Genomic DNA, 17033 nt, shown 5'->3' with positions numbered 1-17033 from the left:
CTCCGGTCGGATCGCGTGGCGGGCGCCACAAGTCGGTGGCTGGTGGCCTCTCGGTAAAGGATCCAGTCCTCCCGTCCGGGAGATACGTGAGGCGCTCGGCTCGGCTGAGGGAGATGGGATCGATGTTGCTGTTGCACCTTCTCGGCGGCTCGACCGACGAGGAAGTCGTTGTCGCAGAGGACTCGAACTCCTCGGATTCCCTGCCTGACAGACCAGCTCACGGGCTCGCCCCGTTCGCACTGCACGGCCTACACATGGACGACCGGGACCGGTTGCTAGAACGCCGAGGGATAGGTCTCCGGTGTTTCGCCTGCAACCCAGCGACTTGTGCGTTCGAGGGGCTCGACCGCCCTGGTCGTGTCGATATGGATTACCGCATCGAACTGATCCGAGATCCGAGTGTGGAAGTAGTGACTCTGCCGCTCGGTCTCGGGTCGGTAGATCACCCCTATCGCCCGCTGCAGTCTCGCAGCCCGCAGTGTCCTCGCGGCAGCGTTCCCCTCGTCTGTGCGCACGAGGAAGGACGGCTCTCCGAGTTCGTGGAAGAGTTCCTCGACGCTACCGGGCAACGCCGGGCGCACTTCCTTGCGTTCGGCCGGTCCACCCCACTGACTCGCCGCGGTGACCGAACCCTCGAACGTGGTGAACCCGATCAGCCGACAGTCGTCGGGATACGCTTCCCGCACCAGTTGCCCCACGGTCACTTCGCCGTGGGTTCCGGCCTCGGTTGCGCGCGCGTCGCCGGCGTGCGAGTTGTGTGCCCACACCACTATCCGAGACGCCCAACCCGAGTGTCGGTCGAGGTGCGAGAGGAGGGCTTCCAGTGTCTGAACCATATGACGATCCCGCAGGTTCCACGAGGCCACGCGGCCACTGAACATCGTTCGGTAATAGCCCTCGGCATCGCACACACTCACCGCGTTGCGTTCGGCGTAGAACTGCTCGTCCTCGGCGGCCATTCCGTCGCGCCGAACATACTCCAGGGAATGGCGTTGCAGCTCGACGAGTTGTTCGACAACCTGCTGCTCGCACGATTGCCCTGCACCGAATGCCGCTGCGTAGCCATATGATTGGCCATCGTCGCCACTGAGGTGATCGAGGCAGGAGTAGCGGTCGCGCGCACGCTGAGCGGCCGCGGGGTCCACCCGATCGAGGTATTCCACGACCTCACGCATCGATCTGTGCAGGCTGTACAGATCGAGACCGTAGAACCCGGTGAGGGTCCGTCCTAGCGCCCTCGAGCGGTCGTTGTGTTCCTTCAACCATCCGACGAAGTCCAGTACCGGGGCATTCCGCCACATCCACGACGGGAACCGCTCGAACCCACGGAGAGCTTCTTCGGCGGTCGTGTCGCGACCACCACCGCGCACGTAGCGGTTGACGCGGTAGGCGTCCGGCCAGTCGGCCTCCGCAGCAATCGCCGAGAATCCCTTGTCCTCGACGAGCCGTTTGGTGATTTCCGCGCGCGCCGCATGAACTCGTGAGTGCCGTGCGAGCTTTCGCCGATCACCACGATCCGGGCGTCACCCACCAGATCGAGAAGCACGTTGAGCGAGGGGACACCGTCCGGGGCATCGTGCGCCGCGATACGCACAGCTGTTGCTGCCGAACCGAATTCGAGCGCCTTCGCATCACGAGCTGTCCCAGCGGAAGTGGGCGTGCGCAGAAGCGTCAGGACCTCGCTGTCGGTGACCTGCGCGAAGTTCCAGAACGACTCGCCGACTGCGTGGAAGGGAAACGGCATCGTTGCGCACACCACGTCGTCGACCATGGCGCCGAGGTCGCGGCAGGTGGACTCCGGTGCGGCGGGCACCGCCACCACGATCTGGGCAGGTCCCTGTCGGCGCAGTGAGTCGACGGCAGCGAACATACTCGCGCCGGTGGCGAGGCCGTCGTCGACGAGGATGACGATCTTGTCGGCGACGTCGGGAGGCGGTCGGCTCTCTCGGTAGACGGCTTCCCGCCGCAGCAGTTCCCGACCCTCGCGATCGAGCTCCCGGCGAATCTATTCCGGCGAGATTCGCAGGTCTCGTATCAAGTCGTCGTTGACCACGACGGTTCCGCCGCTGGCCAGTGCGCCCATCGCGAACTCCGCGTGGCCCGGCACACCGAGCTTACGCACGACGAAGGCGTCGAGCGGGGCACCCAACGAGGCTGCCACCTCCCACGCCACGGGGATGCCTCCCCGCGCCAAACCGAGCACGGTGACCTTGGGGTTGCCGCGAAAGCCCTCGAGGAGTCCTGCCAGAACCCGTCCGGCCTCCCGTCGGTCTTGAAAGACTTGCTCCGGCCGCTCCGCCGGCGTCGCTGTGGTCGCGCTCATGTCACCCTGCTTCCCCGTGTCCGGACGCGTGTGTATTCCGTGCCCCAGTCCGATCCTTGCGGTGTCGATCCGCGAGGGAACAGGGCCGAAGTGCCCCTCTCCGCGAACGGCTACACCCCTTGACCAAATGCCCCAACTAGTGACCGTCGGCCCTACTGCCATGCCGCCCAGCCGCCTTCGATGTAGAGGTAACCTTCGTCGACGTCGGAGCCGTCATGCCTGCCGTGATCATTCTCGTCGTAGTCGTTTCACTCGGGCTTCTCCTCGCCCTCTCCATGCGTGTCGTGAATCAGTACGAGCGAGGTGTTCATTTCCGACTCGGCAGGATCATCGGGGTGCGCGAGCCCGGTGTGACGCTGACAGTCCCGATCGTCGATCGACTGACCAAGGTGTCCATGCGGATCGGGACGATGCCGATCCAGTCTCAGACTGCCCAGACCACGCTTTCGCCCCGAGCCGATCCGGAGAAACGGAAAATGGAATGAGTGACGCCGCCCATCATCCTCGTCACATCGTTGTCGGGATCGACGGTTCGCGCGGTGCGCTGAACGCTGCCGCGTGGGCGACGGAGGTTGCTGCCCTTCATCGTGTTCCAGTGCGGCTTCTCTTCGTGCACGATCCCTCCGAAGGTGGGCGACGGGGCGAGGCACACCACGGGGAGCACGAGCGACAGCGAGCCCAGGACGCGCACATGCACCTCACCGAGGCCGCAGAAGTCGCCCGCCACGTCGCTGCCTCCGGACCCACGCGGCCCGGGACCACCGAAATCAGAATGGAGATGCGGGCGGGAACGTCCTTCTCAACACTCCTCGAGGCCGCGGACGCGGCCGAACTGCTGGTGCTCGGCGCCAGGAGCGACTCGTCCTCCGCAACCGCGTCGCTCGTGACGACGGCGGCGCTGATTTCACGCTCCGCCTGTCACGTTGCGGTGGTCAGGCCTGGATTTCGCCGCACCGGAGGGTCGATTGTGACAGGAATACGGTCGGACAGCGAACCGGAAGTCTTGCACTATGCATTTCGGCACGCACAACTGAGCGGGACCGTGCTGCGCGCTGTGCACTCCGTCGCTACCGGACCGAATTCGTCGATACCGGACACCGCAGGTTCGGACGAGCCGCGAGATCTTCTCGAGGCGTGGTTGGAGCCGGAGCAGGCCCGCTTCCCCGACGTCGTGGTGGACCCGATCACCACAGATGCGCCGGCGGATGAAGTGTTGGTCCGCTACTCGTCGTCGGCCGGGTTGCTGATCGTCGGACGCGGCGCCCCCGGTGGACCGCGCGGACTTCTCGGCCGCACGGCCACGGGCGTCCTCATGCACGCGACGTGCCCCGTCATTTTTGTCGGTCCGCACCGCCACCCTCGGCACGCAGGCGAGTGACCGTGGCACCCCACGACGGGCAGGGCGGGCGGACCGTGATGAGTTCCCCTTCTGAGGATCGGCCGCGCATCGGGGGCCTTCGGGTTCGTCGTCGTTGCAGGCGCGCTCGGATATGTCGTCCTGGGCTTCGGCATTCTGGATGCGCTGTACCAAACCGTGACGACGATAAGCACGGTCGGGTTTCGTGAGGTTCACCCACTCGGTGCGGTGGGCCAGATCTTCACGATCCTGCTCATACTGGCAGGTGCCGGTACGGCGCTGTACACGTTCGGAGTAATCCTCGAAGCTCTGATCGAGGGGCATCTACGGCAGCACATGGAGCGTCGGCGAATGGACAGACACATCAGCAGGATGACCGGGCACGCGATCGTCTGTGGTTTCGGCCGGGTCGGACGGGCCGGAGTGCAGTATCTGGCCACGCTCGGGATGCCGGTCGTCGTCGTCGATCGCGATCCGGAGCGCCTCGCCGAGCTCGACGTCCCGACAGTCGTCGGGGATGTCACCGACGATCAAGTTCTCGAAGCGGCGGGAATCGGCCATGCCCACGCTCTGATCCGGGCGGGAGCAAACCGCGTCGTCACCCTCATCTCATCGGGGGCGCCGGATGGGTGCCTTCGCGCTCCAGCCACACGTCGCCGAGTTCTCGCACGTCGTGATGCACGACGAGACGCTGGATTACCGGATCGAGGAGGTCGAGGTCTCGCCTGCCTCGCCGCTGGCCGGGCGAACACTGGCGGAAGCGGGCCTCGCGGCGGCAACCGGCTCACTGTTGATGGCGTTGCGGTCACCGACGGGGCAGTTCGTCGCGCATCCCACGATGGAGCAACGTCTGGACCCGGGCACCATTCTCATTGCACTCGGAACTGCGCCGCAACTCGATGCGCTTCGGCGCGAGGTCAGGCAGAGTGAGGGAATCTACTCACCCTGAACAGTTTCCGCCCTCACCGAGCCTGCGCCGGGGCACGGCGGGCCCACCGGAAGTACGCGATCGGTCCGATGAAGTTCACGGCAATCGCAGCAGCCCATGTCGTTCTGCTCCCCCTGATCTCGCGTGGATCACGTTTCGCGAGATCTGCCCAGGCCGCCACGGCCAGCCCCACTTGCACCGCCGCCATCACCACCAGCGCGCCGCGCTGCGACGCTGTCAGACTCGACCACGTCACACGCCTCTTCCATGGACTCATCGCTGCTCCTCCGATCTCACTTCACCGGCCCGGCACCCGCGAGAGTAGTGCCTCCTCGGCGCCCGACCACCGGATTCAGGTCCGTCTTTCCGTATCCCGGGTCGATTCGGCGGCGATGGCGCCTGCCCACGCGCACACGTCCGCCCAGTCGCGGGCGTCGCCGTAGTGCCCACCCATGAGCGTGAAGACGACTCGCCCGAATCCCGGCCAGTCGCCCGGTGCGATCACGCCGGCGAAGAATCGGTGGTCGCGCACATCGGCCGCATCCCGCAGTATCCGCACTGCTCCGGGCTCCGGTGTCACGCGACGCAGAAAACGCGCCAGTCGTTTCGACAGGGTGGTGCTGGTGACGCCGACCGACGACACCGAGAACGCCCATACGCGCCTTCCCTCGAACTGGGACCGCAGGCGCCCGACGGCGTCGGAGGCCTCGGCGAGCCACTGTCCGTTGTGGATCGCGCTTCCGAAAACGATCACGTCGTAGGAGTGCACGTCAGACACGTCTGCGACCGGCCGGACGTCGACCGACTGCCCGAGGCCTTCGATGCACGATCCGAGCCGCTCCGCGATCCCGCGGGTCGAGCCTTTCGCCGTCGCGTACGCCACCAGTATCGTCATGTGCGTGGCCTTTCCGGAGAGGTCTCGCCGGAATCGTCTCCGCCCGAGTGCGGCGTGGGCTCGTGCGGCTCGAATGGTCCCTGATCGAGACGGAACGGTGGGTATTCATCTCGCATCAGGGTCGCGTACGCCGCGACGCGGAACGCCCAACGATTGATTCCCATCACGAAGTCGAACAAACCGTGTGGGTATCGCCCGGTGAAGAGAAGCGCAATCGCCGAGAAAGTCACCGCGAGACCGAGCACAGAACCGAGGAGCCACGGCTGCCCGTAGTGCGTACCGTCGGTGACGGTCACTCCGGCACGCCAGCTCCCGAACCACCCTCCCGCGAGTAGCGCCAGGATCAGGTAGTGCGGGATCGCCAACAGCCACCACTTCACGAGGACCAGTCCGCGGGACAACCGCACGGGGTAGTCGACGTCGAAGTCCGCGGGATAGTCGGTACGGTTCAGGGTGAAGGGCGGGTAGCGGTCCGTGGCCAGGGCCGAGTAGGTGTAGAACTGCACTCGCCACACCCACCGGAGAACTCCGACGTTGAAGTCGAACAGGGTTCGCGGATACCGCGCGGTGAACAGGATCGCGAATCCGGACACCAGGGTGGTGACGACGAACGCGATTCCGAGGAAGAAGAGCACGAAGTAGTGCGGGAGCGCCAGGAGCCATTTCACCAGCCACAGCCATCGCGACAGCGGCGCGTCGAGTTCACCCACGAGGCGAGCGGGATAGACGGTCCACGGAACGTGTGCGTCGCCGGCGATCGTGCCGTCGCCCGCGATCTGCGCGACGGGATGCGGTTGTGGCGGGCCGTGCCGGCCCAACCCGATTGCTCCTGCCACGATCAACGGGATTCCGATGATCAGAAGGACGACCGCGCCGACCAGGACGCTCAGTGCGAGTGGTCCGAGGAAAGTGAGGCGTGCGCCGGCCTGAATGTCGACGGACAGGCCTGGAGTTGCGTCTGCCTTCATGACGACAGCCGTCCAGGACCCCTGCTGTAGCTCCCACCGCACTTCCTGCGTGCCAGTACCCGAGGAAGAGGCGGACCAGAATGGTTGTGTCCCAGGTAATGCTGCCGGTCGGGTTCCAGGAATCTGCCGATAGGTCGGCCGGAACGGATCGAACTGCACGTCTGTCATTTCGGTGCGAGCAACGTCGGTGAAGTACTTGTCGACCTCGTCACGAGGGCCGATCCCGATGAAGATCTCTTGGTCGGGATCGGTGGCGGTGGCGGTGGCTCGCAGCAGTACCCGGCCGAGGTCCTCGGTGCTGAAGCCTTTCGGCAAGTCCGCGCCCTCGAAGAGATCGACCTTCTCCGATACCAGGGCACTCTCACTCGTCTCGAAGTGCTCACGCGGCGAGGTGAAGTGCCCACCGTCGCGTTGCATGAAGTAGGCCCACCCCAGAAACACCGCGGCAGTGAGCAGCGCGAACCCGGTCAGGGCGCTCAGACAGCCCAGGACGAGAACGGCTACTCTGCCGGTTCGCACAGGCGCATCCTCCTGGTCCGGGATCCCCGAAAACTCAGTGTGCGGCGTCCCTCCAGCCGCGCGTCAGGGTCATTGGTCACCACTCGGTCGACCGGTCGTGTGTGTTGCGGCTACGAAACCAACTGGTGGAGCGTTGGGTACCGATCGTGTGGGAATCGGCCATCGCGGTCGCACTCGTCACGGCCGGATCGACCGGCTTCCGCCGCCGCGACCTGAGGTGTCGAATCACCGGTGACGTGAGCGGGGCGTCAGCTCACCGCGGCCCGCACCACCAGTTCGAACGTCGGCCGCGGATCCGCGGTGTCGTGTCGGGCGATGCGATGCAGGATCAGGCCTTCTGCGCACGCCATGACTGCGGTGGCGGCGGTCTGCGGATCCCGTGCTCCCAGCCGGTGGAATGCCGAGACGGCGGACGCCTCCATTGCCGCGCGCCCCCGTGCCAGCGCCTCCCGGAGAGCGGGGTCGTGGCTGGCTTCGAGGAACAGGACCAGCCGTGCGGCGGTGACGGTTCGGTTGGCGACGGTCGTGTAGTCGATCAGACCGCAGAGCGCGTCGACGAGGTCTTCTGCGGATGTCGGTGCCAGTACACCGACTTCGGACATCTCGCGTTCCACGATCGCGTCGACGGTGCCGGTGAGGAGCGCCGCCCGGGTGCGGAAGTAATTGGACGTCGTTCCCTTCGGGAGGCCGGCGCGTTCGTCGACCCGGGCATGGGTGAGCGATCGCAGTCCCTCGGTTCCGACCAGGTCGATTGCTGCGTCGAGCGCTGCCGTTCTCGTTGGCGTCACACGAACACTATAAACATAGTGACTGGGTACTATGATCGTAGTGCCGTGGGGTCATGAGACACGAGGCCCGCGAAAACGGCAGAGTTTCCGGCCCGAACGGCGAGCCGGACAACATCTTTCCCGCACTGGACGGTGTCCGGCACCGCTACCTCCGACTCCCCGGCCTGCGCATGCACGTGGCCGAGGCCGGCCACGGCGAACCCGTGGTGCTACGCCTGCTCGGACGGGGGCGTCAACGCCTGACCTACCACCTGCTGCGGGATTTCACCACGAACCGGAACACCTATTCGGAGAACGACATCGAGCTGTTCGCCGCCAGCTGCGCGCACCGGCCCGCGCCGCCGCCGCGTCCGCTCTCTACCGCTGCGGATGCTCATCGGCGCCGAAGACCCCATCGTGCGCCCGGAGTTCCTCGGCGGATGCGAGGAGCGCACCGATGACTTCGGTGTCGAGTTCGTCGACGGCGCCTCACACTTCATTGTCGACGAGAGGCCGGAGGCAGTGCTCGAACGCGCGCTCGCATTCTTCGCGCCGCCGGGCCCGGTCACGAGGCGGCGACGGGCACCTGACGGACGGGATCGATGCTCCCCGAACGTTCGAGCTCGCCCAGGGCGAACCCCACGCCGCGCACGGTGTGGACGACGTACGGCGATCCGACGGCCACCAGCTTCCGTCGCAGGGAGCAGATATAGGCATTGAGGACGTTCGTCTTCGATTCGACCGTCACACCCCACACCATGAGCATGAGGTCGCGGCGGGTGACGACTCGATCGACATTCTGCGCGAGCACGGTGAAGAGGACGAATTCCGTCCTGGTCAGCGTGGTGCGGAGCCCGTCGTGGTCGGGTTCGTGGGGTTCCTCGCACTGGCAGACGTCCTGCGCGTCGTCGGGCGCCTGCGCGGGCACCGCGGGCTTCACCCGGCGGAGGATCGCGCGGAGCCGTGCGACGAGCTCGTCCGCCCCGACCGGCATCTCCATCACGTCGTCGGCGCCGGCCTCCAGGAGGTCGCTGCGCCGGTTGCCGGAGCGGAACGTGCCGATCACCACAACGGCGAGCGCGAATCGCATCGCTTTCAACGCCCGCACCGTGGTGTCCGCGTCGAGATGTGGCGATCGCGCGTCGACGATCACCACATCAGGGGGTTCGATCCGCGACCGCACCGGCTCCGCATATGTCCTCGTGACGAAGAACCCCGCGTCCCGAAGGCGCTCGACGAGGGATCTCTCGACGTCCGCGTCGATCAGGAGGACGCGCGGACGGGCGATGGCCGAACTCGACACAGCGTTCATGCGGGTTCCTCCTGTTTTCGAGCCTCGCGTCGGTGTGCCTGTTAGATCAACCGGGGGCAGAGATCAAGTTCCCACGCCGCAGTTGATGACGATATCGGGCGAAACTCCCCTATCGTTACCGAGAGACCGCTGCATCACCCGATCGGGAGGTCGTTGTATGTCCCAACTCCAGCACCTCGCACTGCACGGGGACGCAGTCGCATACCGGCTGAGCGGTGAGGGCGAGACATTGCTGCTCGTGCACGGGATGGCGGGAAGTTCCGCGACGTGGCGCGCGGTTCTCCCGCAGTTGGCCCGGCGGTACCGGGTCCTGGCGCCGGACCTGCCCGGCCATGGTGATTCCGCCAAGCCGCGCGGCGACTACTCGCTGGGCGCGTTCGCCGCGTGGCTGCGCGACCTCCTGAACGAACTGGACATCGAACGGGTGACGGTGATCGGTCAATCCCTCGGCGGAGGGGTGGCGATGCAGTTCAGCTATCAGCATCCCGAACTGTGTGACCGGCTGGTCCTCATCGGCAGCGGCGGACTGGGACCGGATGTGAACTGGACCCTGCGGTTGCTGGCGGCACCGGGGTCCGAGTTCGTCCTGCCGTTGGTGGCGCCCTCCGCGGTTCGTGACGCCGGCAACAAGGTCCGCGGCTGGCTGGCGGCGGTCGGGATCCACTCGGTCCGCGGCGACGAGATGTGGAACGCCTACTCGTCGCTGTCCGATTCGGACACCCGGCAGGCGTTTCTGCGGACGCTCCGCGCCGTCGTCGACCATCGGGGGCAGGCGGTGAGCGCGCTGAGCCGTCTGTACCTGAACGAGGGTCTCCCGACGCAACTGATCTGGGGCGATTCCGACGGCATCATCCCGGTCGCGCACGGATACGCGGCGCACGAGGCGATTCCCGGGAGTCGGCTCGCCGTCCTCGACGGTGTCGGGCACTATCCACACCTCGAGGATCCCGCCGCGGTGGTCGAGATCATCGACGACTTCGTCTCCACGACACCGGCGCGGACCTGAATGATCGGTCGGCTGCGCTCGCGCGGCGCCCGGTGACGAGGATGTAGACGCTGATCAGCAGCACCCATGCCGGGAAAGCCAACGTCGACCACAGGCTGAAGTCGACGATCGCCAGCAGCGCCAGGGCCAGCAGATACGTGGTCATGACGAGCCATCGCGGCATCAGGCCGGTCCGCAGCCAGATCGTCCCCAGCGAGATCATGAACACCGCGGCCATGCGCAGCGCGTAGACGTGGTTGATCTGCAGCATGATCTCGCGGCCGAAATAGACGATGTCGTTCGCGGAGCTGCCCGAGTGGCGGGCAATGGCGAGCACGCCGCCCGCCACCCCCATCGAGACGAATCCCATCGCGAGAAACAGCAATCCGCTGCCGAGGAACACCGTCGCGAAGAACCGGTCCTCGAGGTCGCCGAGACGGTCGCGGATGACGCCGATGAACCAGAGGAAGGCGATCCCCGCGAACGGAGCGAGGAGCAGGGCCGTCTTGATCCGCGTCTCGCCGCTGCCCACCCAGGGGGTTTCGTCGAACGGGTCCGCCGGCAGCGCGGTCCGCAGAAGGACGAGGCTGGCGGCGAACAGCACGGCGAAGACGATTCCCGCGACGGCCGCCGAGCGTGGCGTCCTCAGCCGGCGGAACTCCTGCGCGCGCTGCGTTTCGGCCATGAGTCAATCCTCGCTCGAGGAGCGATCGGGATTCACCGATTCGCGTCTACCCGGTGAACACCCGCCGGTCGGTTTCCCGCTGGGCGGAACGCCGCATGGCGTGCCGCATCCCCGAGAACTGTGATGTCAATTACACATTCACGAGACTTCGACCACCGAATGTGACCACCCACCCCTACCGCCCGGCTCGGGCCGCGCCGCAGTGCGGCGCCGCCCCGAGTTCCCGTGCAGGTATTCGAAAGGACCCGATGATGGTCACCCATGCGACTACCGAGCGATGGACACCGCGCCTGATCTTCTCGCTCGCCTCGATCGTGTTGCTGCTGGAGATGCTCGCGGTCAGCTACATGATGATCTCGATCGCGTTGCCGCAGATCGTCACCCACTACCAGACGACGCAGGGCGCATGGTTGCTCACGGCGTTCCTGCTGGTGGGAGCGATCACCTGCCCACTGATCGGCAAGCTCGCCGATACCCACGGCAAACGGAGACTCCTGCTGACGGCCGTGGGCCTGTCGGCGCTCGGGTCGCTGATCTCGGCGATCGCACCGACATACGCGGTGCTGATCGCCGGCCGCGCCCTCACCGGTCTGCTCGTGCCCTGCCTGTTCCTGAGCTATTCGCTCATCCGCGACGTCTTCCCCGCCCGGACGGTGGCGTTGGCGGTCAGCATCGCCACGAGCGGCATGGGCCTCATCGCGATCCCCGCACCGTTCTTCACCGGGTGGCTGATCGACAATTTCGGCTTCCGGAGCATCTTCTGGTTCTTCGTGGCCGGTCTGGTGATCCTCGCCGTCCTGATCCGGGCGACGACCGGCGAATCGACCGTGCGGCTGCGCTCCCGCATCGACCTGATCGGCGCGGCGCTCCTGGGCGCCGGACTCGCCGGCATCCTCGTCGGGGTGAGCTTCGGGCCCTCGTGGGGCTGGACGTCGGGGTCGACGATCGGTTTCCTCGCCGGCGGTGCCGCCCTGCTGGTGGCGTGGATGGTGTCCGCACGACTGCTCGCGGACCCGCTGATCGACATCCGGTTCTTCGGTAAGCGGCCGGTGTTCCTGACGGCGCTCGGCGCGGGATTCTGCTACGGCACGTCCGCGGTGTTCACGATCATGCTCCCGATGATGTGCATGACCCCGGCGATCCTGGGGCTCGGCTACGGATTCGGTATCAGCGCAGAGGGATTCGCGATCTTCCAGGCGCCGCTCGGTGGCGCCGTGGTGATCGGCGGACTGATCGTCGGAACCCTGGTCCCCCGGAACGTCCGTCCGCGGATCCTGATGGTCGTGGGCATGCTCGTGATGGCCGCCGCCTGCCTGCTCACGGCGATGGTCCACGACGACAAGGCCCTCCTGATCGGCTTCGCCGCGCTCCTCGGCGTGGGAATGGGCATGGGGTACGCCTCCGTCCCGAACCTGCTCATCGCCGCGGTGCCGCCGCAGTTGCAGGCGACGACGGCGAGCATGGTGGCGGTGTTCCAGAGCATCCTGCCCGCCATCCTCCCGGTGATCGTCTTCTCCGTGTTGAACTCGCACATCGCGACCGTCGTGCAGGGTGCGGTCTTCTACACCGACACCGGCATCACCATCGCGTTCGTGATCGGCGCGGTCTCGGCGCTGCTGGGCGCGGTCGTGGCCTTCGCGTTGCCCCGCCGGATTTCGCAACTGAGCGCACCCGGTTCGGGGGCCGCGGCCGCGGCCGACACGGACGGGGCCGTCGTCCTCGCCCACTGAGCCGCCGGTCTCACACCGTCGTCGCCGCGACTCCCCCGTGGGGTCGCGGCGACGACGGCCCTCAGCGATTTCACAGCGCGCGTGTGTCACCATCAGCGGTCGTCCCGTCCCTGGGCTCGGTCGTGGTGAGGAGGCATTGATGCGGGTGCGAATACCCGGGCGGGTCGTCCCGCTGACCGAGGCGCAGCACGCTATTTGGTTCGCACAGCAGCTCACACCCGAGATTCCCTACGTGATCGCCCAGTACGTGGACCTGCGTGGTCCGGTACGCCTGGACCTGCTGACGGAGGCGTCCGCACGAGCCGTCCACGAACTGGGATCGTTCACCGTGCGGGAGGTGGATGGTCGGCCCCACCAGGTTTTCGGCGCCGGAACGTCGGAGCGGGTGCCGGTGGTCGATCTGCGGGACGAACACGATCCGGTCGATGCGGCCGAGCGGTGGATGCGGAAGGACTGCATCGCCCCCGTCGACATGTACGGCGAGTCACTCGTCCTATCGACGATTCTGCAGGTGGGCGACGAGCGCACCTACTGGTACTCGCGTGCCCACCACGTCGCGATGGATGGTTATGCGGCGATGATGCTGATGCGCCGCACCGCCGAACTGTACGTGGCGGGAGTCGACGGCGACCGGCCTCCGGAATTCCGGGCGGTCGATCCGGGACGGATCGCGGCGGACGACGCCGGCTACCGGTCTTCGCCCCGCTTCCAACGCGATCGCGCCTACTGGCGGGAGCAGGTCCGCGACCTGCCGCCGACGGTCGGCCTCAGCGGACGACGTACCCCGAATCCCGGCGCCTCGGTGCTGGTGGCACGGGGCAGCGCGGACCGCAGCAGCGACCTCTTGCGTCCCACCGGCGACGGGAACGCGTACAGCCCGACCGTCGTGGTGGTGGCGGCGTTCGCCGCGTATCTCGCCCGCATGACCGGCGCCGACCACGTGATCCTGTCACTTCCGGTGTCCGCCAGGACGTCTGCGCGTCTGCGCGGCACCGGTGGTTCCGTGTCGAACGTCCTCCCACTCCCCTTGCGCGGTGTCGGCACCGGCACGGTGCGGGACGCGGTGCGGGCGGCCCGAACGGCCTTGACCGGAGCACTGCGTCATCAGCGGTACCGCCGCGAGGACATCGGTAAGGACATCGCCTCTGCCGGAACGGGTCTCACCCACTTCGGTCCGGTCCTCAACCTGATGCTGTTCAAGCAGGAGATCACTCTCGGTCCGGTCACCGGACGCGTGCAGGTGCTGACGACCGGTCCGACGGCCGACCTGGCGGTCAACATCTATCCGGGACCACCCGGCTCGGTTCCGCGCATCGACGTCGAGGCGAACCCGGCGCTATACGACGAGGACGAGGTCACCGGGCACCATCGACGGTTCACCATGTTTCTCGCACGCTTCCATGCCGCCGCCGGAACGGACCGCTCGGTCGCCGAACTCGACGTGTTCCACGATGCCGAACGGGAGGCGTTTTCTCCCGCCTGCGGACGGCCGGATTCGGAACCGGCAACGTTGGATCGGATCCTCGCCGCGACCGTCGTCACCCGCCCGGACGCCGTCGCGGTGCGGGACCGAGGACGGGTGGTGACGTACCGCGAACTCGACGAGGCCGCCGACCGGTGGGCGCGGGTGCTGACAGGTCACGGCGTCGGACCCGAGGACCTGATGGCGGTGTCGATTCCGCGGTCGTACGAATCGGTGCTGGCCTTGTGGGCGGTGGCCAGGACCGGCGCGGCGTATGTGCCCGTCGATCCCACCCACCCCACCGACCGGATCGCGTACACCCTCGGCGACTCCGGTGCGGCGCTGGGTCTCACCGTCCGCTCGGCGCGCGATCGTCTTCCCACCACCATCCGCTGGCTGAGCATCGACGACGGTGACGACCACCCGCCGACCGTGGAACGCGACCGTCCCGTGCATCTCGGGCACCCGGCCTACGTGATCTACACCTCCGGCTCCACCGGGGTCCCGAAAGGGGCCGTGGTCACACACGACGGTCTCGCCAACCTCGTGCAGGAGATTCGGGACAAGTACGCGGTCGCAGCGGATTCGCGGGTGCTGCATTTCGCGTCGCCCAGCTTCGACACCGCACTGGTCGAGGTGCTCGCGGCGTGCATCGGCGGCGCCACCCTGGTGATCGCGCCGACCGACGTGTACGGCGGGGCTGAACTGCGAGAACTGCTGCGCGCCGAACGCATCACCCATCTGCTGTCGACGCCGTCTGCGTTGGCGACCGTGGACCCCGACGGACTCGACTCCCTGGAACTGGTCCTCGTCGGAGGCGAGGTGTGCCCGCAGGACCTCGCGGATCGGTGGGCGGTCGGCCGGACGATGCGGAATGCGTACGGACCCACCGAAACCACGTGCAGCGTCACCCTCACCGACCCCCTCGACCCGGGCGGACGGGTGACGATCGGGTCCCTGATGCGCGGTGTGCGGGCGACGGTCTGCGATCCCCTGCTACGCCCCCTCCCACCGGGAGCTGTCGGCGAGCTGTACCTCGCGACGCCGGCACTCGCCCGCGGATACCACCGACGACCGGCATTGACCGCCACACGGTTCGTCGCGGACCCGTCCGGTAAGCCGGGCTCCCGCATGTTCCGCACCGGTGATCGGGTCCGGTGGACGAACTCGGCCACCCTCGAGTTCCTCGAACGCACCGACGATCAGGTGAAGGTCCGCGGATTCCGCATCGAGCTCGGCGAGATCGATGCCGCGCTGCGCAGGAACCCGGACATCGACTTCGCCACCACGATCGTGCACCGCACTCCGGGCGGAGACCCGGTCCTGGTCTCCTACATCATGGTGCGGCGCGAGTCGCAGACCACGCCCGAGTCGGCGAGACACGCCATCGCACGGTTCCTGCCGGAGTACATGATTCCGGGATCGATCACGGTGCTCGACGCGGTTCCCCTGACACCGACGAAGAAGCTGGACCGCGGCGCGCTCCCCGCCCCCGACTTCGGCACGACGACCGTCCCTCGGCGCGATCCGGAAACGACGACCGAGCGCACGGTCGCCGACGTGTTCGGCCGACTGCTCGGTGTTCCCACCGTCGCGGCGGGCGATTCGTTCTTCGACCTCGGCGGAGACTCCCTGTCGGCCACGAGGGTGGTCGCGACATTGAACGCCGAACTCGACGCGACGCTCGGTGTGCGTGAGCTGTTCGAGACCCCGACCGTGTCGGCGCTCGCGGAGCGGATCGACGACCGGGACGCTTCCCGATCCGGCGCGGTGCGTGCCCCGCGCATCGCCGCCACCGCCGTGCCTGACCGGGTGCCGCTGTCGCCGTCGCAGCAGTTCATCGATCGCAGTGCCACCACCCCGCCGCTGTACAGCATTCCGTTCACGGTGCGGGTGGCGGGGGCGGTGGACGTCGACGCACTGCGCTCCGCAGTCGCGGACGTCCTGGCGCGCCACGGTGCGTTGCGCACCGTGTTTCCGGACTCGGCGTCGGGGCCGTATCAGCGTCTGCTGTCCGTCGACGATGCCCTACCAGATCTGGCGCCGATCCCCGCCGGACCCGACGACGTCGGCGACAAGGTGGACCGGGTGCTCGGGGCGCCGTTCGATGTGCGGACCGAACCCCCTTTGCGCGCAACGCTCTTCGCGTTGGACGCACGCGATCACCTCCTCGCGTGTGTCCTCCACCACATCGCCGCGGACGGATGGTCGCTGGCGCTGGTCGCCCGCGATCTCGTCACCGCGTATGCGAGCCGGACCGCGGGTGCGCCCCCGGGCTGGGAGCCGCCCCGGGTGACGTACCCGCAGTACAGTGTGTGGCGCCGCGACATGCTGGGCGCCGAGGACGATCCGGGAAGCGTCGCGTCGCAGCAACTCGCGTACTGGACCGAGGAACTGTCGGGGCTACCCGGCGCGGTGGGGTTGCCCCTCGACCGCCGCCGGCCACACCACTGGACCTACGGCGCCGGCCGCGCCACGTTCCGGATCGACCACACCGCGCATCACACGCTCGCGTCGCTCGCACACCGGCATCACGCCACGGTGTTCACCGCACTGAGATCTGCGGTCGCGATCCTGCTCGCCCGACTGAGCGGGGACACCGACATCGCCGTCGGCACCCCGGTCGCCGGTCGGAACGACCCTGAACTGGACGACGTCGTCGGGATGTTCGTCAACACCGTCGTCCTGCGGACCCGGGTCGATCCCGGGGACACGCTCGCGGACGTGATCCGCGACTCCCATGACATCGAACTGCGTGCCTTCGCGCATGCGGATGTACAATTCGAGCGACTCGTCGAGGTGATCGACCCGCCCCGGTCGTCGTCACTGCACCCGTTCTTCCAGGTCGCGCTGTCGCTGAACAACTTCACCCCGGCGACCCTGGACGTCGCCGGCCTGCGCTTCGACATCACCCCGCGTCCCCTCGACGTGGCGAAATGCGATCTCCACTTTCATTTCACCGAACGGCACGACACCACCGGCCGGCCGGCGGGAATCGACGCCGAACTGGTGTACGCCACCGACCTCTTCGACGGGGCCACCGCAACGTCCTTCGTCGACGCCCTGCTGGCGGTCATCGGAGGCGATCCCGGTGCGTGAGCA

General features: G+C 67.3%; 12 protein-coding genes and 3 pseudogenes. 7 read left to right on the top strand and 8 right to left on the bottom strand.

The features are described from left to right. Positions 1-275: 275 nt before the first annotated feature. Positions 276-2323 (bottom strand): annotated as a pseudogene (locus JVH1_RS37170) (erythromycin esterase family protein). Positions 2324-2538: 215 nt separating this feature from the next. Here JVH1_RS37170 and JVH1_RS37165 point away from each other — a divergent pair. Next, positions 2539-2751, top strand: a pseudogene (locus JVH1_RS37165) (SPFH domain-containing protein); the annotation flags it as partial. Here JVH1_RS37165 and JVH1_RS37160 read toward each other — a convergent pair. Next, positions 2748-2975, bottom strand: a complete 228-nt coding sequence (locus tag JVH1_RS37160) for a hypothetical protein (RefSeq protein ID WP_371113105.1) — start codon at positions 2973-2975, stop codon at positions 2748-2750. The pseudogene JVH1_RS37165 and the gene JVH1_RS37160 overlap by 4 nt on opposite strands. On the opposite strand from JVH1_RS37160, the gene JVH1_RS37155 reads away from it, so the two are divergent. After that, the gene (locus JVH1_RS37155; RefSeq protein ID WP_237735070.1) at positions 2868-3701 is read left to right on the top strand and encodes a universal stress protein; all 834 of its coding nucleotides are present in this window, start codon (positions 2868-2870) and stop codon (positions 3699-3701) included. The two genes, JVH1_RS37160 and JVH1_RS37155, sit on opposite strands and share 108 nt — an antisense overlap. 51 nt (positions 3702-3752) lie before the next feature. Continuing rightward, positions 3753-4629, top strand: a pseudogene (locus JVH1_RS37150) (TrkA family potassium uptake protein). Positions 4630-4642: 13 nt separating this feature from the next. Here JVH1_RS37150 and JVH1_RS37145 read toward each other — a convergent pair. The 4 genes from JVH1_RS37145 to JVH1_RS37130 all read right to left on the bottom strand — a co-directional run bounded on the left by JVH1_RS37145 (position 4643) and on the right by JVH1_RS37130 (position 7778). After that, positions 4643-4885, bottom strand: coding sequence for a PLDc N-terminal domain-containing protein (locus JVH1_RS37145; protein ID WP_043777326.1), 243 nt, complete (start codon positions 4883-4885; stop codon positions 4643-4645). A 75-nt stretch (positions 4886-4960) separates the two neighbouring features. Then, on the bottom strand, positions 4961-5503 hold the full coding sequence (locus JVH1_RS37140) for a flavodoxin domain-containing protein (RefSeq protein ID WP_043777330.1): 543 nt from the start codon (positions 5501-5503) through the stop codon (positions 4961-4963). Next, positions 5500-6990, bottom strand: a complete 1491-nt coding sequence (locus tag JVH1_RS37135) for a DUF4389 domain-containing protein (protein WP_009472606.1) — start codon at positions 6988-6990, stop codon at positions 5500-5502. Before JVH1_RS37135 ends, JVH1_RS37140 begins: the two co-directional genes overlap by 4 nt. Positions 6991-7238: 248 nt before the next feature. Beyond that, the gene (locus JVH1_RS37130; RefSeq protein WP_009472607.1) at positions 7239-7778 is read right to left on the bottom strand and encodes a TetR/AcrR family transcriptional regulator; all 540 of its coding nucleotides are present in this window, start codon (positions 7776-7778) and stop codon (positions 7239-7241) included. Between the two features lie 53 nt (positions 7779-7831). Here JVH1_RS37130 and JVH1_RS37125 point away from each other — a divergent pair, with 53 nt between their 5' ends. Then, positions 7832-8218 carry a hypothetical protein gene (locus JVH1_RS37125; protein WP_009472608.1) on the top strand — a complete coding sequence of 129 codons (387 nt, stop codon included), beginning with the start codon at positions 7832-7834 and terminating at the stop codon, positions 8216-8218. A 104-nt stretch (positions 8219-8322) separates the two neighbouring features. Here JVH1_RS37125 and JVH1_RS37120 read toward each other — a convergent pair whose 3' ends face one another. Beyond that, positions 8323-9069: a response regulator transcription factor gene (locus tag JVH1_RS37120; protein ID WP_009472609.1), complete on the bottom strand. Its 747-nt coding sequence runs from the start codon at positions 9067-9069 to the stop codon at positions 8323-8325. A gap of 157 nt (positions 9070-9226) precedes the next feature. Between JVH1_RS37120 and JVH1_RS37115 the strand changes: the two genes are divergently transcribed. Continuing rightward, complete coding sequence (locus JVH1_RS37115; protein WP_009472610.1) at positions 9227-10075, top strand: alpha/beta fold hydrolase; 849 nt, start codon at positions 9227-9229, stop codon at positions 10073-10075. Here the strand turns inward: JVH1_RS37115 and JVH1_RS37110 are convergent. Beyond that, a complete protein-coding gene (locus JVH1_RS37110) occupies positions 10035-10739 on the bottom strand; it encodes a hypothetical protein (RefSeq protein ID WP_009472611.1) in 705 nt (234 codons plus the stop codon). The two genes, JVH1_RS37115 and JVH1_RS37110, sit on opposite strands and share 41 nt — an antisense overlap. A gap of 248 nt (positions 10740-10987) precedes the next feature. On the opposite strand from JVH1_RS37110, the gene JVH1_RS37105 reads away from it, so the two are divergent. Both JVH1_RS37105 and JVH1_RS37100 read left to right on the top strand, forming a co-directional pair. Continuing rightward, entirely contained in the window at positions 10988-12469 is a 1482-nt protein-coding gene (locus tag JVH1_RS37105; protein WP_043777334.1) for an MFS transporter, read from the top strand. Between the two features lie 139 nt (positions 12470-12608). Next, positions 12609-17030: a non-ribosomal peptide synthetase gene (locus JVH1_RS37100; RefSeq protein WP_009472614.1), complete on the top strand. Its 4422-nt coding sequence runs from the start codon at positions 12609-12611 to the stop codon at positions 17028-17030. The last annotated feature ends 3 nt before the right edge of the window (positions 17031-17033 follow it).

The organism is Rhodococcus sp. JVH1 (genome assembly GCF_000280725.2).
GTDB lineage: Bacteria > Actinomycetota > Actinomycetes > Mycobacteriales > Mycobacteriaceae > Rhodococcus_F > Rhodococcus_F jostii_A.
This window is presented reverse-complemented; position numbering and strand designations above follow the sequence as displayed.